This is a genomic window from Paenibacillus sp. YSY-4.3, assembly GCF_054767475.1.
The window spans coordinates 653,044-676,102 of record NZ_BAABMC010000003.1 but is presented as its reverse complement, the minus strand read 5'-3'; the positions used below and the strand labels follow the sequence as shown (position 1 = coordinate 676,102).

17 protein-coding genes are annotated in these 23,059 nt (G+C 54.2%); all 17 read left to right on the top strand.

Translation table 11 applies throughout. The features are described from left to right. The first annotated feature begins 13 nt into the window (after window positions 1-13). Window positions 14-3,538 (top strand): helicase-exonuclease AddAB subunit AddB, encoded by a 3,525-nt coding sequence (gene addB / locus ACYUJT_RS13915; RefSeq protein ID WP_460323043.1) that lies wholly within the window; start codon window positions 14-16, stop codon window positions 3,536-3,538. Then, window positions 3,535-7,620: a helicase-exonuclease AddAB subunit AddA gene (gene addA / locus ACYUJT_RS13910; RefSeq protein ID WP_460323041.1), complete on the top strand. Its 4,086-nt coding sequence runs from the start codon at window positions 3,535-3,537 to the stop codon at window positions 7,618-7,620. Before addB ends, addA begins: the two co-directional genes overlap by 4 nt. Window positions 7,621-7,656: 36 nt before the next feature. After that, a complete protein-coding gene (locus ACYUJT_RS13905; protein WP_460323039.1) occupies window positions 7,657-8,841 on the top strand; it encodes an exonuclease SbcCD subunit D in 1,185 nt (394 codons plus the stop codon). Next, window positions 8,838-12,323 carry an AAA family ATPase gene (locus tag ACYUJT_RS13900; RefSeq protein ID WP_460323037.1) on the top strand — a complete coding sequence of 1,162 codons (3,486 nt, stop codon included), beginning with the start codon at window positions 8,838-8,840 and terminating at the stop codon, window positions 12,321-12,323. Before ACYUJT_RS13905 ends, ACYUJT_RS13900 begins: the two co-directional genes overlap by 4 nt. Window positions 12,324-12,613: 290 nt before the next feature. After that, entirely contained in the window at window positions 12,614-12,979 is a 366-nt protein-coding gene (locus ACYUJT_RS13895; protein ID WP_460323035.1) for a histidine triad nucleotide-binding protein, read from the top strand. Between the two features lie 130 nt (window positions 12,980-13,109). Further along, a complete protein-coding gene (gene rpsU, locus ACYUJT_RS13890; RefSeq protein WP_005547957.1) occupies window positions 13,110-13,283 on the top strand; it encodes a 30S ribosomal protein S21 in 174 nt (57 codons plus the stop codon). Window positions 13,284-13,298: 15 nt separating this feature from the next. Then, window positions 13,299-13,742: a GatB/YqeY domain-containing protein gene (locus ACYUJT_RS13885; RefSeq protein WP_460323032.1), complete on the top strand. Its 444-nt coding sequence runs from the start codon at window positions 13,299-13,301 to the stop codon at window positions 13,740-13,742. A 1,071-nt stretch (window positions 13,743-14,813) separates the two neighbouring features. Beyond that, window positions 14,814-15,101 carry a sporulation protein YqfC gene (yqfC, locus tag ACYUJT_RS13880; protein WP_460323030.1) on the top strand — a complete coding sequence of 96 codons (288 nt, stop codon included), beginning with the start codon at window positions 14,814-14,816 and terminating at the stop codon, window positions 15,099-15,101. A gap of 5 nt (window positions 15,102-15,106) precedes the next feature. After that, window positions 15,107-16,288, top strand: a complete 1,182-nt coding sequence (gene yqfD, locus ACYUJT_RS13875; protein ID WP_460323028.1) for a sporulation protein YqfD — start codon at window positions 15,107-15,109, stop codon at window positions 16,286-16,288. A gap of 6 nt (window positions 16,289-16,294) precedes the next feature. Further along, on the top strand, window positions 16,295-17,266 hold the full coding sequence (locus ACYUJT_RS13870) for a PhoH family protein (protein ID WP_460323026.1): 972 nt from the start codon (window positions 16,295-16,297) through the stop codon (window positions 17,264-17,266). Window positions 17,267-17,318: 52 nt separating this feature from the next. Beyond that, the gene (locus tag ACYUJT_RS13865; RefSeq protein WP_460323024.1) at window positions 17,319-19,604 is read left to right on the top strand and encodes an HD family phosphohydrolase; all 2,286 of its coding nucleotides are present in this window, start codon (window positions 17,319-17,321) and stop codon (window positions 19,602-19,604) included. Next, window positions 19,579-20,076 carry an rRNA maturation RNase YbeY gene (gene ybeY, locus ACYUJT_RS13860; RefSeq protein ID WP_460323021.1) on the top strand — a complete coding sequence of 166 codons (498 nt, stop codon included), beginning with the start codon at window positions 19,579-19,581 and terminating at the stop codon, window positions 20,074-20,076. Before ACYUJT_RS13865 ends, ybeY begins: the two co-directional genes overlap by 26 nt. After that, a complete protein-coding gene (locus ACYUJT_RS13855) occupies window positions 20,076-20,447 on the top strand; it encodes a diacylglycerol kinase family protein (RefSeq protein WP_460323019.1) in 372 nt (123 codons plus the stop codon). Before ybeY ends, ACYUJT_RS13855 begins: the two co-directional genes overlap by 1 nt. A gap of 62 nt (window positions 20,448-20,509) precedes the next feature. Then, complete coding sequence (locus ACYUJT_RS13850; RefSeq protein WP_460323017.1) at window positions 20,510-20,917, top strand: cytidine deaminase; 408 nt, start codon at window positions 20,510-20,512, stop codon at window positions 20,915-20,917. A 34-nt stretch (window positions 20,918-20,951) separates the two neighbouring features. Then, window positions 20,952-21,854, top strand: a complete 903-nt coding sequence (gene era, locus ACYUJT_RS13845; protein ID WP_460323015.1) for a GTPase Era — start codon at window positions 20,952-20,954, stop codon at window positions 21,852-21,854. 94 nt (window positions 21,855-21,948) lie between these two features. Continuing rightward, on the top strand, window positions 21,949-22,101 hold the full coding sequence (locus ACYUJT_RS13840) for a YqzL family protein (protein WP_460323012.1): 153 nt from the start codon (window positions 21,949-21,951) through the stop codon (window positions 22,099-22,101). 21 nt (window positions 22,102-22,122) lie between these two features. Beyond that, window positions 22,123-22,872 carry a DNA repair protein RecO gene (recO, locus tag ACYUJT_RS13835; RefSeq protein WP_460323008.1) on the top strand — a complete coding sequence of 250 codons (750 nt, stop codon included), beginning with the start codon at window positions 22,123-22,125 and terminating at the stop codon, window positions 22,870-22,872. The last annotated feature ends 187 nt before the right edge of the window (window positions 22,873-23,059 follow it).

Sequence of the window (23,059 nt, the reverse complement as noted above, 5' to 3'; positions counted from 1 at the left end):
TAGGAGGAGTACCATGTCACTTCAATTGATCATCGGCCGTTCGGGAAGCGGCAAGAGCAGCTTGATACTGGAACGGATCACCTCGATGCTAAGGGCCGACCCGGCGGGCCCCCCGATTATATTAATCGCCCCGGAGCAGGGGACGTTCCAGATTGAACGCGCAATCGTCCAGTCGGAGCAATTATATGGTACCGTCAGGGCTCAGGTTCTTGGCTTTCACCGCTTGGCCCTGCGGGTTATGCAGGAAACAGGCGGATCGGCCCTTATACCGATCAGCGAAGAGGGCAAGAAGATGCTCCTCTACAAAATTATGCGCAGGCACCGCAAAGAGCTGAAGCTATACAAACAGTCGGGCGATCAACTCGGCGTGATCGACAGGATCAATACGCTGTACAGCGAGTTGAAGAAGCATGATGCCGATTTCTCGGCACTGGACAAATACGGAGAAATCCTCGAAAGGTCGGACGGCGAATCGCCGCTCCTGAAGGATAAGCTCCATGATCTAAGCGTCATTTATCGCGAATTTGACCAGGAACTATCCCAGCTCTACATAGATGCAGAGGATCATGTCGTCAAGCTTGCGGAGGGCGCGCCGAAGTCATCCTATCTTCGCGGGGCCGACATATGGATTGACGGTTTTCAGTCTTTTACCCCGCAGGAGTACAAAGCCATTGGCGCGCTCATGTCCGTGGCCTCCTCGATGACCGTATCGCTTACGTTGGATCGTCCTTATGATGATGGAGTATTACCGCATGAACTGAACCTGTTCCATTCTACGGCTATAACGTACATGAAGCTGCGCGAGCTCGCAGAGGAATGCGAAGTCGAGGTTAAGGCGGCAGAGGTTCTTGGCGCCCGTCCGTTTCCCCGCTTTAAGAACAATGAGACATTATCGCATTTGGAATTTGCCTATGAACATCGGACCCCGTGGAAGGGAGCAGCGCAGCCGGAGGATTTGCCAGCTGCTTTGACTCTGCATGCGGCGGGCAGTCGGCGCATGGAGATTGAAGGAGCCGCGCGGGCGATGGTTGCCCTGGCCAGGGAGCAGGGGGCGAGATGGCGCGACATGGCTTTGCTTGTCAGAAATTTGGAGGATTACGACCATCTCGTCGGCCCGGTGTTCGAGGAATACGGCATCCCTTATTTCTTCGACCAGAAGCGGAGCGTGCTCTATCATCCTATGGTAGAGCTGGTACGGGGAGCCTTGGACGTTGTGTTGAAGTTTTGGAAATACGAGGATGTATTCCGCTGCGTCAAAAGTGAATTTCTGCTGCCGCTTGACGGCAGCTTGACGAGAAGCGATATGGATCGGCTCGAAAACTATGCCTTGGCAAGCGGTATTCATGGCTATCGCTGGAATGATGGCCGCCCATGGAAGGGCATGCCGAGCCTGTCGCTGGAGGGCCCCGATCGTTCGGCGGAGCAGGCGGAGAGCGGGACTATGCGCCTGTTGGAGCGCTGCCGTGAGGCGATTGTAACGCCCTTGTCCGCTTTTGAGACGAGGTTGAAGCGGAGCAGCAATGCCCGTGAAATGTGCATGGCGGTCTACAAGCTGCTCGAGGATACCGAAGCTGCACATCGCCTGGACAAGCTGGCGCATGAGGCCCAGCGCCAGGGAAGGCCGCAGGAGGCTATGGAGCATCGCCAGCTATGGAGCGCCGTCCTGGACCTCCTCGATCAAATCGTAGAAATGATGGGAGAAGAGGAGCTTAGCTTGGATATATTCGCCGGCATCATAGAGACGGGGCTGCAGGATCTCAAGCTGTCTCTTGTTCCGCCATCCTTGGATCAGGTATTGATCGGGAGCACGGATCGCACGCGCTCAAGCCATGTTAAGCACCTATTCCTGCTTGGAATCAACGAGGGCATCATGCCTGCCAGCCTGCAGGAAGAAGGCGTGCTCAGTGATCAGGAGCGGACACGGCTCTCTGAGATCGGCATCGGGCTGGCCCCTGGTTTGACGCGTAGGCTGCTCGATGAGCGTTTTCTCATTTACGAAGCCTTGTCGGCAGCCAGCCGCTCGCTATGGCTTAGCTATCCACTGGCTGATGAAGACGGCAAGGCGCTTCTGCCTTCCGAGGTTATCCGGCATGTGAAGACGATTTTCCCGAGCTTGCAGGAGCACTTTCTGGCGGAGGCTCCGGCCGCAGGAGATCCCGAGAGACGGCAGCTTGAATTTGTGAGCCGGCCGGCGCCGACGTTATCCCGGCTAATCGATCAGCTGCGGCTTTGGCGCAGCGGTGAGCCGATCTCTCCGATATGGTGGAGCGTGCTGGGCTGGTATAAGGCCCAACCGGAGTGGGACGGCAAGGTTGGCCGCCTGCTTGGCTCGCTGGAATACCGCAACAAGGTACGGGGGCTTACGGCTGCGACGAGCCGGCGATTATACGGCAAGCGCCTTCGGACGAGTGTGTCCCGGATGGAGAAATTTTCGGCCTGTCCATTTTCGCATTTTGCATCTCATGGCTTGAAGCTGAAGGAACGGCAAGTTTACCGGCTGAAGGCACCGGATATCGGGCAGTTGTTCCATGCGGCGCTGAGTTCGATGGCGCTGACGTTCAGGGAGCAGAATCGCAGCTGGGGCAGCCTTTCCCCAGAGCAATGCCTGGAAGAGGCAGAGATCGCAGTCGATCGGATTGCGCCAAAGCTGCAGGGCGAGATCCTGCTAAGCTCAAAGCGCTATGGATACATTACCCGCAAGCTTAAGAATATCGTCGGTCGCGCCTCTATCATTCTTGGCGAGCATTCCAGAAGGGGCAGCTTCGAGCCGATCGGCCTGGAGCTGGATTTTGGACCCGGACAAACCCTTCCGCCGCTTACTTTCGAGCTTCCGAACGGTTGCGTCATGGAAATCGTCGGCCGGATCGACCGGGTCGATGTGGCAGAGGGGGAGCAGGGGCTGCTGCTGAGAGTTATCGACTACAAGTCAAGTCAGACGGATCTGAAGCTTCACGAGGTGTATTACGGCTTATCGCTGCAAATGCTGACCTATCTCGAGGTGCTGCTTGCGTCCAGCGAGTCGTGGCTTGGGGAACGGGCAATGCCCGCTGGCACTCTGTACTTTCATGTCCATAACCCGCTGCTGCAGAGCAGCAATGGCATGAGCCCGGAGCAGGCCGAACTGGAGATGCTGAAGCGATTCAAAATGAAAGGATTATTGCTTGCGGATCGCGACGCCATTTCCAAGATGGACGGCGTTTTGGATAAAGGATATTCCGATATCCTGCCGGTCGCGGTCAAAGCCGACGGAGGCTTCTACAGCAGCGCTTCCGTCGCAACGGAAGAGCAGTGGCACACGCTGCTTCGTTCGGTACGGCAGTCGATAACGGGAATCGGAACGAGAATTACGGAAGGGGACATACGGATTACTCCTTATCGGTTAGGCACTGAGACGGCATGTACGTACTGCGCCTTTAAACCAGTCTGCCGTTTCGATGAAACGGTAGAGGACGTTTCTTATCAAGTGCTGAGCAAGCCCGGCAAGGATAAGCTGTGGGAGCTGTTCGAACAAAAAGACAGGGAGGAGGTACAAAGATGAGCATACCGAAGCCGCCGGGCAGTTATTGGAGCGACGATCAGTGGAAAGCGATAGCGCTGTCCGGCAGCAATATGCTGATCGCCGCGGCGGCTGGCTCCGGCAAGACGGCGGTGCTGGTGGAGCGCATCATCCGGAAGCTGTGCAGCACGGATCACCCGCTTAGCGTGGACCGTCTGCTGGTCGCTACCTTTACGAAGGCAGCCGCTACGGAAATGAGGCAGCGCATCCGGGAGGCGCTCGAGAAGGAGCTGGCCCGGAATCCAGCGAATGAGCACCTGGGGCGGCAGCTTGCCATTCTGGGCCGTGCTTCGATTACGACCCTGCACTCTTTCTGCATGGAAGTGATTCAGCGTTATTATACGCTGATTCCGCTTGACCCGGGATTCCGTATCGCTTCCGAAAGCGAGATCGCCCTGCTTCGCCAGGAAGTGCTTGAGGAGTTGTTCGAAGAGAAATATGCGATCGAGCGGGAGGGCAGCCCGTTTTTGCGTTTAGTGGACTGGTTCGGCGGGGAACGCAGCGATGATGCCGTGTTTTTCCTAGTGCAAAAACTGTACGATTTCTCGCGAAGCCATTCATGGCCAGATATCTGGCTGCGTCAGGCAGCCGAAGCTTTCGCCGCTCCTAGTGTAGAGGCTTTGGAGAAGAGCGTGTGGGTCGGCAGCATTCTGAGCGATGCGAAGCTGACGCTGGAGGGAGCCGTTCAACTGCTGCGGCAGGCCGAGGCGATCGCTGTGTCCCCCGGAGGACCGCAGCCTTATGCTGCTACGCTGGAAGAGGACATCGCCATGGTCGAGCAGATGCTGGCTTCAGTTCATGAAGGACAGTGGTCTTTGCTGCATGGGAAATTTGACGTTATCGCCTTCGGCAAGCTGAAGCCGTGCAAGAAGGATCAGACTGATCCCGTACTGCAAGAGCGGGTCAAAGGGCTCCGCGAGGAAGCGAAGAAGACGCTCACAGAGCTGCGCACGCAGCTGTTCGGCCGCTCGCCCGAGGCGTTTCTGGATGAGATGAACCAGATGGCTCCGCTGCTGGCTGAGCTGTCGTCCTTCGTCGTGGAATTCGCCGAGAGGTACCGCAAGGAGAAAACGGCCAAAGGCTGGCTTGATTTCTCCGACCTTGAGCATTACTGTCTGCAAATTTTGCGTCATCCGGATTCATCGTGGGAGAAGGTCGTGCCTTCCGATGCTGCGCTGGAATATCAACAACAATTCGAAGAGGTGCTCCTCGACGAATATCAGGATACGAATACGGTGCAGGAGGATATCGTTCGGCTGATTTCCCGGCAGGAGCCGGGCAACCGCTTTATGGTTGGCGATGTGAAGCAGAGCATATACAGGTTCAGGCTGGCGGAGCCCGGGCTATTCCTGCAGAAATACCGGAGCTATGGCGAGGATGAGTCGGCGGAAGGGCTTAGAATTGACCTTGCCCGCAATTTCCGCAGCCGGCGGGAAGTGATCAATGCCGTTAACTATGTCTTCCGGCAAATCATGAATGAGACAGTTGCGGAAATTGCGTACGATTCCCGCTCGGAGCTCGTGTACGGGGAAGGCTACCCCGACAATGATGGAGAGGATTATCGTCCTGAACTGCTTCTGATCGACCGGAGCGGCGATGCGGCCGCGCAGGGCGAAACCCTGGCAGCGGAAGGCGAGACAGACGGAACTCGAATCGAAGAGGAGCTTGCCGATCTGGAAGCCGTACGCCTGGAAGCCCGGGCGATTGCGGCCAAGATCCGGGAGATGCGGCAGAAGCCGCTGCGCATTTACGATAAGCATTTGAAAGAACTGCGTCCCGTGGAATACCGGGATATGGTCATTCTGCTCCGCTCTACTTTAACCTGGGCTCCCGCCATGATGGAGGAGCTGCGGATGGAAGGGATACCGGCCTACGGTGAAGTGAGCCAAGGCTATTTCGATGCCTCTGAGGTCGAGACGATGATGTCACTGCTTCAGGTCATCGATAACCCGATGCAGGATATTCCGCTGGCGGCTGTCCTGCGTTCGCCGCTCTGCAATTTGTCAGAGGAGGAACTGGCCGAAATACGCCTCGCGGCCCCGAAAGGCAACTTTTACGAAGCTGTGCAGGCTTATATCGGCCCGGAGAAGGCGGATATGGCAGGGACGGAGGCTTTGGCAGAGGCTGCGGGAGAGGCAAAGAACATCGTGCCAGAAGCCGTGGAAGCAAGTGGTTCACTGGCAGCAGCATCGCCAGGAGAAGAGGGCGATGAACCTGGAGCGGCGCCGGACGAGTCTTGGGCCACAATGCATTCAGCGGCTCATGCGGTGGCAAGACCCGCTCCGCTGAAGGACAGGCTAATCGTCTATACAGAGCAGCTTGAGTCTTGGCGGAACAAGGCTAGAGAGGGCGAACTCGGCGATCTGATCCGGGATATTTACCGGCAAACCGGATTTTTGGATTGGGTCGGCGGTTTGCCGGGAGGAGCTCAGCGGCAGGGCAACCTGCGCGCTCTTCTTGACCGGGCCAGACAATTCGAGAAATCCTCGGCAGCGCGCGGCCTGTTCAGGTTCTTAAGATATATTACGAGGCTCCGGGAGAACGGCGGCGATCTTGGCGCGGCGGCTTCCGCCGGAGAGCAGGAGGATGCAGTTCGGATTATGACCATCCACAAGAGCAAGGGGCTGGAGTTTCCGGTCGTCTTTGTGGCGGGCTTATCTAAAATGTTCAATCGGCAGGATTTGAATACGCCGTTCCTGATGCACAAGGAAATGGGGTATGGGCCAAAGTTCGTCGACGAGAATACGCGGGTGAGCTATCCGACGCTTCCGAACCTGGCGATTCGCCGCCGGGCGCAGCTGGAACTGCTGGCCGAGGAAATACGGGTCCTGTACGTGGCTCTAACTAGACCTAAGGACAAGCTCATTCTGATCTCCTCGGTCAAAGATTTAGCGAAGTCGGTGGAGTCATGGGGAGGTATTCTGGCGAGCGGTACCGAGCAGCTTCCTGATTATTTGATTGCCAGGGGACGCAGCTACCTGGATTGGATCGGGCCTTCTTTGATCCGTCATCCGGCTGCGGCGAAGCTGCGGGAATACGCTGGATTACCTGACCCTGCGGCGGACTATGAGACTGGAAGCGGGCCGGATTGGGTTATCGGGTTCATCGCCGCAGAGCAGTTCGTGGCTGCCTTTGCACAGGCGGCAGCGACTAAAGCTTGGGCGCCGGAGGAAAAGGCGATGCTGCAGGCATTGGTATCCGGCGGTCCTGTTCCCATTCGTCCGGCAGAGAATATGGAGTTTGGGGATGCCGTAAAGGCAAGGCTGGACTGGCGCTATCCTTACGAAATGGCCGGGCGAATTTCGGCCAAGACTTCTGTTACGGAAATGAAGACGCTCCTGGCCATGCAAGAAGAACCGCCGATGGATTGGCTCGCGGCGGAGGAGGCGCGTCTAGAGCGGCGGAACGTCCTCGAGGAGAAGGCCGAATACAAGCTGCATTTGCGCCGTCCGAAGTTCATGGAGGAGAAGCGGATGACGCCGACCGAACGAGGAACAGCGTATCATACGCTCATGCAGCATCTTCCTTTTGACCAGGAGGCGGAGGAAGAGACGGTTCACCGGACGCTGGAGCAGCTTGTAGAGCTGCAGATTATGTCCCGGGAGCAGAGCGCGGAAATGGATGCTGCACGGGTTGCCGGATTTTTGCGGAGCCCGCTGGGCGCTTTGCTTCGCCAGGCCGATTGGATCCGGCGGGAGATGCCGTTTAGCTACGGCCTGTCTGTAGAGGAGGCCTATCCGCGGTTCGCTTCGCCTGGTGCCGGTCTTGAGGATGAAACCGACGCTGCCGGTAAGCGTCTGGTGATCGAGGAGCTGGCAGGAGAGACCGTGCTTATACAAGGGATCATCGACTGCTTGTTTTCGGTCGGCGATAAGTTATATTTACTGGATTACAAGAGCGACCGGGTGTTGGAGCACTTAGGGGGCGTGCCGGCATTGGCGGAAACCTACCGGTTCCAGCTTGAACTATACGCCAAAGCGATTGAGCAGATTATTGGCCGTAAGGTCGGTGAGAAATGGCTGTACTTTTTCGATAACGGGGAAGCGGTCAAATTACAGGAATAATCGCAGTAGTTTCAAAATTTAGAGGGGGAACAGGGAATGCGCATTTTGCACACGGGAGACTGGCATCTGGGAAGGACGCTGGAGGGGAGAAGCCGTTTTAAGGAACAAGAGATGTTCATGGATGAGCTTATCCAGCTTACCCGCGACCAGCAGGTAGATATGATATTAATGGCCGGCGACGTATACGACAGCGTTAACCCGCCTGCGGCTGCCGAGGGATTGTTCTACGATGCGGCGGCCCGGCTGAATGACAACGGCTGCCAGCTTGTCGTCATCGCAGGGAATCATGACCAGCCCGAGCGCATTTCTGCCGTTTCTCCGCTTGTCTCGCAGCGGGGAATTACGCTTGTCGGACTTCCGAGTACCCGGAGCGTGATCGTAGATGTGCCGCGTACGGGAGAACGGGCGGTCATCGCTGCCTTGCCATACCCATCGGAAGCGAGATTATCCGAGCTGCTGGCTGAGGACGGCGACGAGCGGGAGCTTCGCTCGGCCTACAGTGCCAAGGTCGGCAAGCTTATGCGGCAGCTGGCTCAGGAATTCCGGCCGGATACTGTGAATCTTGCTATGAGCCATATCTATGTGCTGGGCGGAGTAGAATCGGACTCCGAGCGGCCTATTCAAGTCGGCGGCGCGTATACGGTAGATCCTTCGGCACTGGATGTCGGAGCCCAGTATACGGCGCTTGGGCATTTGCACCGTCCTCAGCTCGTCAAGGGCAGCGGGCTGATCCGGTACAGCGGCTCTCCGCTTGCCTACAGCTTCTCGGAGGCCGGGCAGGCGAAATCGGTGATGCTGCTTGATGCAGCTCCCGGGGGTGCTCCGAGGACGGAGGAGCTGTTTCTTTGCAGCGGCCGTCCGCTGGTCCGCTGGACATGCCGCGGCGGCTTGGAAGAGGCCCATCGCTGGCTTGAAGAGGGGCGGGATATGAATGCCTTCATCGACCTCGAGATCAGCTTGGCCGAAGCGATGTCGATGAGTGACATTCAGGCACTGCGCAAGGCCCACGAGGGAATTGTTCATATCCGTCCGGTTTATCCGGGACGGGCCGAGGAGATGCCGGCTGCCTCGCGCGCTCAAATGCCGGTTCACGAGCTGTTCCGCAAATTTTACCAGCGGCAAAGCGGCGGCGCGGAGGCGGAAGAAGAGCTTGTGGAGCTGTTTATGTCGCTGGTGGCGGAGGATGCAGCCGCCGGCATCGAGGAGGAGGAGGAACTATGAAGCCAATCTCGCTGAAGTTATCGGGCCTGCAAAGCTACCGGAGCATGCAGGAAATTGACTTTACCGCTCTGTGCGATACCGGGCTGTTTGGCATTTTTGGTCCGACCGGGAGCGGCAAATCGACGATTCTCGATGCCATTACTCTGGCGATGTATGGTAAAGTCGGCCGGGCCTCCGGGGGAACGCAGGGGATTATGAACCATTCGGAGGATTCACTGTTCGTGGCTTTCACCTTCGAACTGATGTCGGCAAGCGGCGAGGAGCGCTACCGGGTAGAGCGCCGCTTCAAACGCCAAGGCGATATTTCCGTCAGCAATACGGTTAGCCGCTTCATCGAAATCTCGCCGGAGGGCGAGAAGGTAATGGCCGATAAGCTTGCCGATGTTACGCGCTGCGTCGAAGAAAAAATCGGCCTTAAAATGGATGACTTCACCCGGGCGGTTGTTCTTCCCCAGGGCAAGTTCGCCGAATTCCTCTCTTTGAAGGGGGCGGAGCGCAGAGCGATGCTGCAGCGCCTGTTCCATCTGGAGAAATACGGCGACCTTCTGGCCCAGAAATTGAGCCGCAAGGTGAAGGAGAACGATCAGGCGCTCAAAGAGCTCGCTGCGGAGCAGCAGGGGCTCGGCGACGCTTCGGAAGCGGCGCTGCGCGAGGCTGAGGCTGCGCTTAAAGCTGCTGCAGTGCTCGCAGAAACGCGCCGCAGCGAGCTCGAGCTCGCGCAGCAGCACAGCGGCCAGCTCGCGAAGGTACGCGAGCTGAGCCTCGAGCGCAGCGCGCGTGCCGCCCAGCTCGCGGCCTTGCGCGAGCGGGACAGCGCCGTCGCCGAGCTGGAGGCGCGGCTCGCGGCCGCAGCTGCTGCCGAGCGGATCAGGCCGGCGCTTACGGCCTGGAAGGAGGCGCAGCAGCTCGCCGCCTCGCGCGGCGCTGCGGCTGCCCAGGCTCGCGCGGCGGCGGAGGCCGCGGCGGGCAGCGCCCGCGCTGCGACGGAGGCCGCGGAAGCGGCTGCGGCCGAGCTCGGGCGCGAGGAGCCGGCACTGCTGCTGCGGCTGGACCAGCTCGAGCAGGCGAAGGTGCTGCAGGCCGAATGCGAGCAGCTGCTTGCGGAGGCGAAGAGCCTGCAGGCCCAGCGGGAGCAGGCAAGCGCGCAGCACCGGCAGCTCGGTGAGGAGCAGCGCAAGCAGGAGCAGCTGCTGATCAAAGCGCAGCAGCGCAAGCAGGAGCTGGAGGAGCAGCTCAAGAGCAATGAGGTGAAGGCTTCCGAGCGGCGCAGCCTGCAGGATGCAGTATCCCGGCAGCAGGGGATCAGCAGCGCCCGCGAGGCTTTAAGCAAAGCGGAAGCGGAGGAGAGCAAGCAGCTTACAAGGTCGAAAGAGGCAAACGGCCGCCAGGAGGCGCTGGCTCAGGAGGAAGCCGGATACGTACATGAGCGTTTAGCTCTGGCGGAGAAGGCTTGGGAGGCCGGAGCGAGGCTGGCGGGGCTAGCTGCCGCGACTGCCGGGCTTGCCGAGCGGATCGAGCGTTTCGAGGCAGATTTGAAGCGCTCCGCGAAAGAGCGGGATGAGCACCACTGGTCGATGCGTTTGGCCGAAGCGTTAAGCCAAGGACATCCGTGCCCGGTATGCGGCTCAATGGAGCATCCGGCTCCGGCGGCTCCCGGCATGGAAGCGCAGGGCTCTGTGAACGGCGAATCGGAGCTGGAGCAGGCTGGCGCGCTGCTGGTACAAGCCCGCGATCTGCGCTACGCAGCATCGAGGGACTCCGATGCGTTTGACAGCTTGGTCAGCACGCTGGAAGCAGCGCTTGAAGAGGCTCCGTCCGCTGCGATTGCGCGCCGTGAAGCAGCTGTATCTCATGCCGCCGCCGTATTCCCGGATTCCTCGCTGCATGCTGTGTTCTCTGAACCAGGTGAATTAGAGACTGGTCTATCCGGGGGAGCGCAGACGATAGCTGTACTAGCACAGCGGTATGAGGAATTGAAGAGTGAGCAGTCTGATCGGCGCGAGGAATTCGCTGCTTTAGAGCGCGGCGTTAAGACCATAACTCATAAGCTGGCCGAAATACAGACAAAGCAGGCTTCCGCGACAGCGGAGGCAGCTTCAGTATCCCAATTGGCCGAACAGTCCCAAAGGAATAGCCGCGAGTGCCGTGAAGCGCTTGCAACGCTGATGAAGGAATGGGATCTTGAGCATCCGGGCTTGTCGCCAGAGGAAGCGGTTAGCCGCATGGAGCAGCTCCACGAGAGGGATCAGGTTGCGGACGATATCAAGCAGCGGCTGGCTTTAAGCATTCCTTTTATCGAAGAGAAGACAGCAAACATCACCCAACTGCAAAAAGACATCACCGAGCTCGACAAGTCGCTGCTGCAATGGGAGCTTCAAGAACAGGGTAAACAGGAATTACTCCGTGACAAAAAGACGCGCCTGACAGCATGGATCGGCGAGGAATCGGCAGATGAGCTGCTTCAGAGCACCCGCCAGCGGATCGACGGGCTGCGCGCGCAGGCGGAGGCGGGCAAACGCCGCCAAGCGGAAGCCGAAGCGGAGCGTCAGCGCTGCAGTCAGGCGGACGTATTAGCACAGCAGGCGGCCACGGACGCCCAAGGGCAGGAAACGAGGCTGCTGGAGCAGTGGCAGGCTGAGCTTGGAGCTTCTCCATTCGAGAACGAGCAGCAGGCTGCGGAAGCCATTATGGATAAGGAACGGATGGGCTCCATGGAGGAGCAGATCCAATCCCACCGGAATGCCGAACGCGAGCTGATGATTAATCTCAAAGAGCTTGAGGGTAAGCTGGAAGGCCGGAATGTGTCTGAGGAGGAGTGGCAGGAATGCTGCGAAGCCCTGCGGCTGGCAAAGGAGCAGGACGAGGCTGCATTGCAACTGAAAGCCAGGTCGCAGCGTGATTTGGAGGATCTCGAGCAAAGGCATGTTCGCTGGAAGGAGCTCGAGAAAACCCGCCTGAAGCGGGAGCATGAAGCGGGGCTGCTGGCCAAGCTGCAATCTTCGCTGCGCGGAAATGCGTTCGTGGAGTACGTTGCGGAGGAGCAGTTGATGAACGTCAGCCAAGCGGCATCGCAAAGATTGAGGTTCCTAACGAATCAGAGATATGCGCTGGAATGCGATTCCGGGGGAGGATTTGTTATTTGCGACGATGCTAACGGCGGGGTAAAGCGTCCGGTAGCTACTCTTTCCGGCGGGGAGACATTTCTTACTTCCCTGGCACTTGCCTTGGCTTTATCGGCGCAAATCCAGCTTCGCGGCCAATATCCGCTGCAGTTCTTTTTCCTGGATGAAGGCTTCGGCACACTGGATCCGGAGCTGTTGGATACAGTGATCACCTCATTGGAGCATCTCCATCACGATCATTTATCCGTAGGGATTATCAGCCACGTGGCCGAGCTTCGAGCAAGATTAGCCCGCAAGCTGATCGTCATCCCGGCAGAAAGCGGCGGGGAAGGCTCACGGGTTATGCTCGAAAGACTGTAAATTTTGTGGAAGGGTGCGGGGGATAAGCTCGAAATCCTCCATTTGATAAATAGGCCGAAGTTTTGTGTATCCGTGATGTACATCACAGATACAGCTTCACCCGGCTGTTATACTACAGTTAGCCGACATCATTTTTGCAAGCACCCCGTCGGACGTATTGGTGACAGAGTTTATTTTTGGGTCCAATACGTCCGTACGACCAGCGAACTCGACTTCGAGGGAGCAGGGTGCTTCTTTTTTTTGTTAAATTTCGGTATGATGGTACATATATATTTGTAGGAGGCTTGGAAATGGAAAATTGTTTGTTTTGCAAAATCGCAAATGGATCGATTCCTTCAAACAAAGTGTACGAAGACGATACTTTTCTCGTATTTCATGATATTCAGCCGGCCGCTCCGACGCATGTTCTGATTATTCCGAAGAAGCATATTGCGACGATGAATGACGTGGGATCTGAAGATTATGCCATGATTGGGGAGCTGCACCGTGTGGCCCAGGAAGCCGCGAAGAAGCTTGGCGTTGCCGAGACAGGATACCGTCTGATCAACAACTGCGGCCCGGACAGCGGACAAGCCGTCTATCACATCCACTATCATTTGTTAGGCGGAGCAAAGCTCGGCGCGTTGGTTCAAAGTTCCGATTCGCACGCCATCTAAAAATTTAATGGTGAAAATGAAAGATAAAAACTAGGTGTTTGGTTGACACCCGATTTATTTTTCCCCTATAATGAAGAATGATGAACCGTGTTATGCTCTTGGACGGTCTGGTCGGAGGGAGGGAAAACTGGTGTCTGAAACTAAAGTTCGCAAAAACGAGACAATTGATGCTGCACTTCGTCGCTTTAAGCGTTCCATCGCAAAAGATGGCGTATTGGCTGAGGTGAAGAAACGCAAGCATTATGAAAAGCCAAGCGTAAAGCGCAAGAAAAAGTCCGAGGCTGCTCGTAAGAGAAAGTTTTAGGAGGAATTAGCTACCATGAATCTTAGCGAGCGATTGAACGAAGATATGAAGCAAGCGATGAAGAGTCAAGACAAGTTCAAACTCTCCACCATTCGAATGGTTCGTGCTACGATCAAGAATCTTGAAATAGATCTGAAAAGACCTTTGAACGATAATGAAGTGCTTGATATCCTAAGTCGTGAAATCAAACAGCGCAAAGATGCCCTCCAAGAATTTGAAAAAGCAGGTCGCGATGATCTTGCTGCAAATGTCAAAGCTGAAGCTGAGATTATTGCCGTATACCTTCCTGAACAGCTTACAGAAGAAGAAATTAAAGTCATTGTACAGCAGACCATCCAGGAAACCGGTGCTTCTTCGAAGGCGGATTTCGGGAAAGTCATGAGTGCGCTCAAGCCTAAGGTCGTTGGCCGGGCTGAGACTAAGCTCGTGAGTCAAGCGGTTCAGCAGCTTTTGCAATAACATACGCAAATGAACACCTTCTACGAATGTAGAAGGTGTTTTTTGTGTGGTGGAGGGTTGGGCCTTAAATAAAGAACCTTACATTGTAGAGGCTAAAAATAAGAGGCCTAGAGGCGAATGATGCAATTTGCTATAACTGGTTAGGACCTCTCACGATCCGGTTTCTTGGAAGCCGCGGTGGATGTTAATTTTTCTCCTTATATTGTTTCTGGAGAATACTAAGCTCTTTTACACAAACGATAGAACTTGCTCTTCCCTAGATGAAGTAATGGTTATATCAAAGATACTGGATAGTAACTTGTACTCGTATACATTTTCTTCGTCTTCCGGAAGCTTGAGTAAGCATTCTACTGGAAATTTAAAAAACTAAATGTATTTTATACAACTAGTTAAGCTTTTTTATAAAAAAACCATGCACTAAATGTAAAACATGCAGTTAGTTTACTTGAATGGAGCTCATTCGTCGAAACAGCCTAGAACTAGATGTAGGTTTTGCAGTTAGTTCCCTCTAACATGGCTAAAACCGCTGAACTAACTGCATGAAATACATCTAGCCTGACCATCTAGTCATAACTCAGCTCAGTAGTTTAATCAATTAAGGAGTAGTGGGGAAGGTGAGTGTTTTCTGGCATTTGATCCTTTTTTATTCCTTCTTTATAGAAAAATGCTGTGCAATTGCATCGTTTTTAGATCAGCTAAGCCAATGGCAAGACAAATGCTGCAGATTTGCTGGAATCCCCAGAACCTATCCATATCCAGTTCTCCCCTCATTATGTTATCTATACCTAACGCCTGCCTTTAACAAATGTCCCTGACCTTCCATGATCGCCCTACGCTTAGTGCTCACTTTACAATGCGGCGCCAATTTACACACTTCACCTTGAATTCTTTTTTAGCACCGTGCTCCCTCTCAGAGAGCAGTAATATGCTGCACAGACCGTTAAATCCACCCTGAAAAATGATATCAAAGAATCCCGCTTCAAGCTCCCATGGCCTCCTTTTTGCCCCGGGTCTCATAAATTTTGCTTAGGGCGCATATTTTGTAGGGTAGAGGAAGGAGGGTTGCCTCAAATGAGCCGGCTATCACGGAAAATTCGCAAATGGGCGGTCGAAGCGCTCGACTTGCCGGGGGAACTCGTATTCGATTTACCGAGGCTCACCATGATCGGCAACAAGCAGCTGCTGATAGAGAATCACCGAGGGGTGGTTCATTTCTCGCCGGAGGAGCTACATCTCGAGCTGAAGCAAGGGGTGCTGAAGGTCGAGGGAGCGGAGCTTGTGATCAAGGCAATCATGCCCGAGGAAGTCGTTATTGAAGGCCGGATTTCCGGCATTAAATATCACGGAGTGGAGGAGTGAATCGCGTGAAATCATCTGTCTTATCCCGGCTGCGCGGCAGCGTGAGGATCGTTGTGCGCGGCGGGAATCTCGAGAGGCTGATTAATGAACTGGCCAAGGAAGGCATAGAGATTTGGGATGTGTGCTCTTTGCCAGAACGAAAGATGGAGATGAACGTTCAGCTTAGAGATTATTTCTCCCTCCGTCCGCTGCTGAAGCGGACAGGCTGCAGGATGTCCGTAAAGCGGCGCAGCGGCATGCCATTTCTGCTCGCTAGGCTCTGGCGCCGCAAGATTTTTATCGCGGGCTTTGCCTTGTTTATCGCGATTATATTTGCCCTTTCCTCTCTTGTGTGGGATATTGAAGTGCAAGGCAATGATAAAATATCAACCGAAGACGTTTTGCGTACTGCACGTGAAGAAGGGATTTATCCTTTTCAATGGATATTCCGCCTGCAAAAACAGGACAAGTTATCGGCAGAACTTACGCGCAAGTTGGCCGGGACTTCCTGGGTCGGCGTATCCCGCAGCGGGACGCGTATAACGATCCAGGTCGTCGAAGCCACACGTCCCAAGGAACAGGAACTTCGAAGCCCCAGCCATCTCATCAGCAGCTCCGATGCCGTGATATCGCATATTTATTCCGTGCGGGGACAGGCCCAGGTGAAGAAGCATGACCGGGTCAGAAAGGGGCAGGTGCTTATTGCCGGCATCCAGGGGAATGAATTTGTCGTAGCTAAGGGAGAGATCAAGGGGATCGTCTGGCATGAGTATAATATCGAGGTGCCGCTTGTACGGAAGCAGAACGTCTATACGGGAGAAAAAAGGGAGAAAGGCTACTTGTTCTTCGGCAAAACCGCCGTCCAGATCACCGGATACGGCAGTCCAGGCTTTGCCGAGTTTCAAACCTTGAGCCAGCTTGATCCGTTGACCTGGAGGAGCTGGAAGCTGCCGGTCGGCTGGATGAGCGAGCAGTTGCTGGAAACAACGGAAATCCAATTGAAGCTCTCGGAGGAGCAAGCGAAAGCAGACGGGGTCGACAGAGCTTTACGGGACATTTATGCGAAGCATGGTGTCGAATCGAAAATTGTCAGTCAAAAAATTTTGCATGAGAAGACAGACAATGGTAAAGTTTATATGAAAGTACTTTTTGAAGTAGAGCAGAATATAGCGGAAGAACTTCCGATAGTATACGATCAAGGAGAATGAGTCTATTTGTCAGAACAAATATCGCATACAAAAATTACATTGCAAAGTGCCGCTGAGGGTTTGTCGTTATTCGGTCCGCAGGATTCCTTCCTGAAGCTTGTCGAGAGTAGTCTGAATGCGGGGATCGTGTTGCGGGAATCGGAAATATCGATTCGTGGCGAAGCCCGTCAGGTGGAAATTGCCCAGCAGCTGTTCGAGGTTTTGTTGGAACTGGTTCGCAACGGATATATTTTGACGGAACGCGACGTGCTTTATGCCATCGATTTGGCGAAGGATCTACGTGCCGATCAACTGCTTGATCTATATAAAGGCGAAATTGCCCTAACCTATCGGGGCAAGCCGATTCGGGTCAAAACGATCGGACAGAAGCATTATGTGACGACGATCAAGAAACGGGACATCGTATTTGGGATCGGTCCGGCAGGTACGGGGAAAACCTATCTGGCCGTCGTCCTCGCGATAACTGCGCTCAAGGAAGGTTCGGTGAAACGGATTATCCTTACCCGCCCTGCCGTCGAAGCTGGAGAGAATCTTGGTTTCCTGCCGGGCGATTTGCAGGAGAAGGTCGATCCATATTTACGTCCTTTGTACGATGCATTATATGATGTGATGGGGCCCGAGCAAACGGCCAAAGCTTTGGAGCGCGGCCTCATCGAAATTGCACCGCTTGCGTATATGCGCGGACGGACGCTTGACGATTCCTTCATTATTCTAGACGAGGCCCAGAATACGACGCCGGAGCAGATGAAGATGTTCTTGACGCGTCTCGGTTTTGGTTCGAAGATGGTCATTACGGGTGACGTGACGCAAATCGATTTGCCGAAGGGCAAAAAGTCCGGCCTTATCGAAGCGAAGAATATTCTTCAAGGGATTGAAGAAATCGGGTTCGTCTATTTTGCGGAATCCGACGTCGTACGCCACTCGCTTGTACAGAAAATTATCGTTGCTTATGACCGTGCCGCTGAAAATCAGGGCTAATCCGCTTAAATATAAGGTTGCCGGGCTTTAAATTTTTCAGGAGGGCTGCACTATGACCTCAAACGAAATGCAAAAAGGTAAAACGCTGCAATCCCGAACAGCCGGATGGAAACATAGCGTCTCTGTACGCTATGTTCTGTTTGCGCTGCTTATTATTATGTTCTATGCCAGTCTTGCACCGAAGCTGCTGCCAGAAACCTATGATATTGCCGTCGGGCTGCCAAGCGATAAAGAAATTCTGGCTCCGATGGATATTCCGGATACCAAGGCGACGCTGAAGGCTCAGGAAGAAGCGGCGGAGAAAGTAGGACAAGTCTACACCATTCTTCCGCTGCGCAATGAGGTGCTCGTCGGACAAATGCTTGACCGGATTTTCCGTCTCAATCAGGATGATCAGGTGTCGACCGAGGACAAGATCAAAATTTACCGCGAGGAGCTCCCGCAAAGGGCGCAGGATCATATCCAGAATTTTATCCGGAACAACCGCAATTCGCCGAGCTATTCGGAGAAGCTGTTTGAGGAAGTAAATGAGCGGATCAGCGAACAGGCTTATCATATTTCCGAGGAGACGTTTATCAAAATTCCAAGGCTGACGCCGGAGGATATTAATGAAATGAAGCCTGTGGCGGCTGATATCGTTGCCCGGCTGACTACGGACCAAATCGTGGACGCCCAGACGGCGCGCGCGAAGGTTGCAGAGCAGGTGAGTACGAGCTCGCTAAGCAAGCGCGTATCGCGGGAGGTTGTACAGGAGCTGGCCCGGCTGGCGATTACGGCCAACAAGTTCTACGACGAGGAAGCAACCAAAGCAGCGAAGGTAGAAGCGCGGGAGAAGACGCCAACCGTATTCATCAAGCAGGGTGACGTATTGGTGCAGAAAGGGGAGAAAATTACCCCGGAAATGTACTCCTTGCTGGAAAAGAACGGACTGCTCAAGGATGAAGTGAATTACTGGCCGCAATTCGGGCTGGTCATTCTGTCATCGCTATTGGCACTGGGGTTGATTATGTATATCCGCCAGTCGGAAGGCGCTAGCCGCTTCAAGTACAACAATTCGCAGTTTGTTATGCTGCTGCTGATCATTTTGATTACGATCCTGTCGATGCATGTAGTCAACATTGTGCAAAATGAACAGCGGCCTTATATCGGCTATATTGCCCCAGTGGCGATAGGGGCCATGCTGATTACGCTATTGCTTGACATGTCTTTGGCATATATTTGTTCTATATTGTTCAGTATATTGGCCAGCGTTATTCTTAATGTGCACAAAGGGCAAATTTTTGATTTCCAATTCGGATTTTTCGCCGTCGTCATTTCTTTTGCGGCTATTTTCGCTATTCATCGGGCCAGCCAGCGCTCAACCCTTCTAAAAGCAGGGATAATGATTACGCTGTTTGGCTCATTAGCGGTATTTACGCTGATTCTGGTCAATAACAACGGCTGGACGGAATCCAGCACACTGTATGCGATCGGATTTGCCGTGGCGGGTGGACTGTTGACGACGATCCTCGTGATCGGCCTCATGCCGTTCTTCGAGGTCACTTTCGGCATACTGTCGGCGTTGAAGCTAGTGGAGCTGTCCAATCCGAACCACCCGCTGCTCCGCAAGCTGCTGACGGAGACGCCGGGCACGTACCATCATAGCGTTATGGTCGGCAACTTGTCGGAGGCGGCGGCGGAAGCGATCGGCGCCAACGGGCTGTTGTGCCGGGTCGGATCTTATTATCACGATATCGGCAAGACCAAGCGTCCGAGCTATTTTATAGAGAACCAGAACAATATGGAGAATCCGCATGATTTTATTGATCCTAAGCTGAGCAAGTCGATTATTATTGCACATGCCCGCGACGGGGTCGAGATGCAGAAGGACTATAAGCTGCCGAAGCCGATCCGGGATATTGCCGAGCAGCATCACGGGACGACCTTCCTGCATTATTTCTATCATAAAGCGCTAAGATTGGCTGAAGAGCAGGGTGTAGAGCCTGATTTCACAGAGGAAGACTTCCGTTATCCGGGACCGAAAGCTCAATCGAAGGAATCGGCAATCGTCGGCATCGCCGACAGCGTAGAGGCGGCAGTTCGGTCTTTGCGCAAGCCTACTGTGGAGCAGGTGGAGACCATGATCGAGAAGATTATCAAGAGCCGCCTTGACGATCACCAGTTCAATGAATGCGATCTGACGATGAGAGAGCTGGATGTCATTGCACAGACGCTGAAGGAAACGGTGATGGGGATTTTCCACTCGCGGATCGAATATCCGGAGGAAATCAAGAAAGCAACTAATGGAGAGAAAGACGGGGGGCAGGAAGGCCATGGCGCTACAGCTCGAGTACAATAATGAGCAAGAAATTATCGAAATCGGGGAAGAATTAATAGAGCTATTGAATACATTGCTGCAACAAGCGGGAGAGGCCGAAGGAGTTACCGAAGGCGAGGTTGCCCTAACGTTCGTAACCGACGAAGAGATTCACGCGCTCAACCGCGAGTATCGCGGAATTGACCGGCCAACGGATGTGCTCTCTTTTGCCATGAATGAATCGGTTGAAGAGGAGCAGGAGATCGTCTATGAGCTTGAAGAAGGCGAAGAGCTGGAGGGCTTTGGCGATATGCTCGGGGATATTATTATTTCCGTGGAGACGGCGAAGGCCCAAAGCGAAGAGTACGGTCATTCCCTGAATCGGGAGCTCGGATTTTTATTCGTCCATGGCTTTCTGCATCTGCTTGGCTACGACCATCAGGATGAGGCCAGCGAGGCGGAGATGATGGGCAAGCAGGAGGCCGTTTTGGCCCAGGTAGGGTTAACCCGCTAATGAGGCCTGCACCGAAATGGAGCGATACTTTCCGCTATGCGGCGGAAGGAATCGTAGCGGCGCTGAAGTCCGAGCGGAACATGAAGATACATCTGCTGGCCGCGGTCATTGTTCTGCTGGCCGCAGCGTATTTTCGCCTTTCGGGGCGTGATGTCGCCCTGCTGCTTATCGTCATCGGCCTCGTTATCGCGTCCGAGCTGATGAATACGGCGCTGGAGGCTCTAGTGGATCTCGTTTCGCCGGATTGGCATCCGCTTGCCAAGAAGGCAAAGGATACGGCAGCTGGCGCCGTGCTCGTTACGGCAATAATTGCGGCTTGCGTAGGCTGCCTGTTGTTCTATGAGCCGGTGGTGACTTATTTTCGGAGATAGTTGTTCCGCAGTACAGCAATGTGCAAGGCTTATCACTATATTGCCTAAGGGGATGACGTCAAATGGATAATACGAGTTTGCTGTTAGAAGCGATTAAAGCACGGGCTGCTGCCTACATACCATACTCTGGCTTTGCGGTCGGCGCCGCGCTGCTGGATGCGGATGGGCATGTCCATTACGGCTGCAACATCGAGAACGCGGCTTATGGGCCGACGAACTGCGCCGAGCGAACCGCGCTGTTCCGCGCCGTTGCCGACGGCCTTGCTCCAGGAAGCTTCAAGGCGCTGGCCGTCATCGGCGACACGGATGAACCCATCGCGCCGTGCGGTGTCTGCCGCCAAGTTATGCTAGAGCTGTGCAGCCCGGACATGCCGGTGATTCTCGGCAACATGAAAGGCGATATCAAAGAGACGACGGTGGGAGAGCTGCTGCCACATGCCTTTGGTCCGGCAGATTTGCAGAAATCTTAACATCGTTACGGAAGAAGAGAAAGGACTAGACGAAATGGCAAAAACAAAATTCAAATCCGGCTTTGTGGCGATTGTCGGCAGGCCGAATGTCGGCAAGTCGACCCTGATGAATCATATCATAGGGCAAAAAATCGCAATCATGTCCGATAAGCCGCAAACGACTCGGAACAAAATACATGGCGTATATACGACGGAAGAAATGCAGATCGTCTTTCTGGATACCCCGGGCATCCATAAGCGCCAATCCAAGCTTGGGGACTTTATGAACACGACTGCTTTAAATACGTTAGGCGAGGTAGAAGCTGTCATGTTCCTTATCGATGCGTCCGAAGGGTTTGGCGGAGGCGACCGGTTCATTATCGAACGATTAAAGGACGTAAATACTCCTGTATTCCTGGTTATGAACAAGATCGACCGGATCGAGCCGGAACAGTTGCTTCCGTTGATCGAGGAATACCGGGGGCTGTACGATTTTGCGGAGATCGTGCCGATTTCGGCGATGCTCGGCAACAACGTGACAACGTTGTTGGAGCAAATTGGCAAATATTTGCCGGAGGGGCCGCAATATTACCCTGAGGATCAAATTACGGACCATCCGGAGCAGTTCGTCTGCGCCGAATTAATCCGTGAGAAGATCCTGCATTTGACCCGTGAGGAAGTGCCGCATTCCATTGCCGTGACGATTGAGGACATGCGGGTGGAAGACAACGGAGTCGTCTACATTTCGGCTGTTATTTTCGTCGAGCGTGATTCTCAGAAAGGGATCATTATTGGCAAGCAAGGCGCGCTGCTTAAGGAAGTTGGGAAGCAGGCTAGGCAGGATATCCAGAACCTGCTCGGTTCGAAGATCTTTCTTGAGCTGTGGGTCAAAGTGAAAAAAGACTGGCGCAACCAGGAGCGGATTCTGAAGGATCTCGGCTTTCACCGGGACGCTTAATGAATGGCAGTAATTTCATCACATACTCCAGGCTAGCTGGGCCATCCTATTCTTCATAGACGCAGCTTCATTTCCGAAGAAAGGGTGAATACGATTGCGAGATTTTTCGTGGAAGTATTTTGCGATGACTGGAGATGTCGATGCTTACATGCTGTACAAAGATGCTTGCAGCAATTGTGAAGAGGAGGCCGCGGCAGCGGCAGAGCTGGAAGCTGTGGAGCAGGATGCAGATGCCGCTCCGCTGTAACATCACGCTTGGGGGAGAGACATGCTATACAGGGTGGAAGGTATCGTCATCCGCAGCATGGATTATGGCGAGGGGAACAAAATTATCACGCTGTGCACAGCAACGCATGGCAAGATCGGGGTTCTCGCCCGCGGTGCTAAGAAGGTCAAGAGTCGTCATGCTGCTCTGACCCAGCCGTTTATTTATGGTGAATATACGTTCTATCGGCAGAAGGAAGGCCTTGGAACGCTGAATCAAGGTGAGATTATCGAATCTCACTTTTCTTTACGTGAAGATTTGTATTTGGCGGCCTATGCCTCCTATGCCTGCGAGCTTTTGGACCGGACGCTGCAGGATGAAGAGGTCGGCAGCTTCTGGTTCAACCAGCTCAAGGCGTGTTTGGACGGATTGTCTGCGGGCAAGGATCCGGAAATCGTTCTTCATTTATTTGAGATGAAAATATTGCAGGCGGCCGGATACGGCCCCGTTTTTGAAGAGTGCTTGTCTTGCGGCCGGCAGGATGAATCCTATTTCATCAGTCCGCGCCTCGGCGGAAGGCTCTGCCGAAGCTGCAGGCATCATGATCCGGCGGCTATGACGGTTGCCCCCGGCACATTTAAACTGCTGTCGCTGTTTGAGCGGATGGACCTTCGGCGCCTTGGCAATGTCGAGGTGAAAGACGCTACGAAGGCGGAGCTAAAAAAGGTGATGCGCGCGTTCATCGACATGCAGCTTGGTTTACAGCTTAAATCCAGGAATTTCCTTGACCAATTGGACAAATATGAAATTTGACTTTACGCTCATTTCTCATGTATTATAGTAAGGATTTCTCTTAATAGAGACCCGTGCGTTGAATGGGAGAAGTAATGCGTTCTTTAACCGGATTAGCGAGTCGGGGATAGTGAAAGCCCGAGCCGGAGAGACTCATGAAATGGCAGCCCTGGAGCATGGAAACGATCGTGAAAAGCGGATTTTGCAT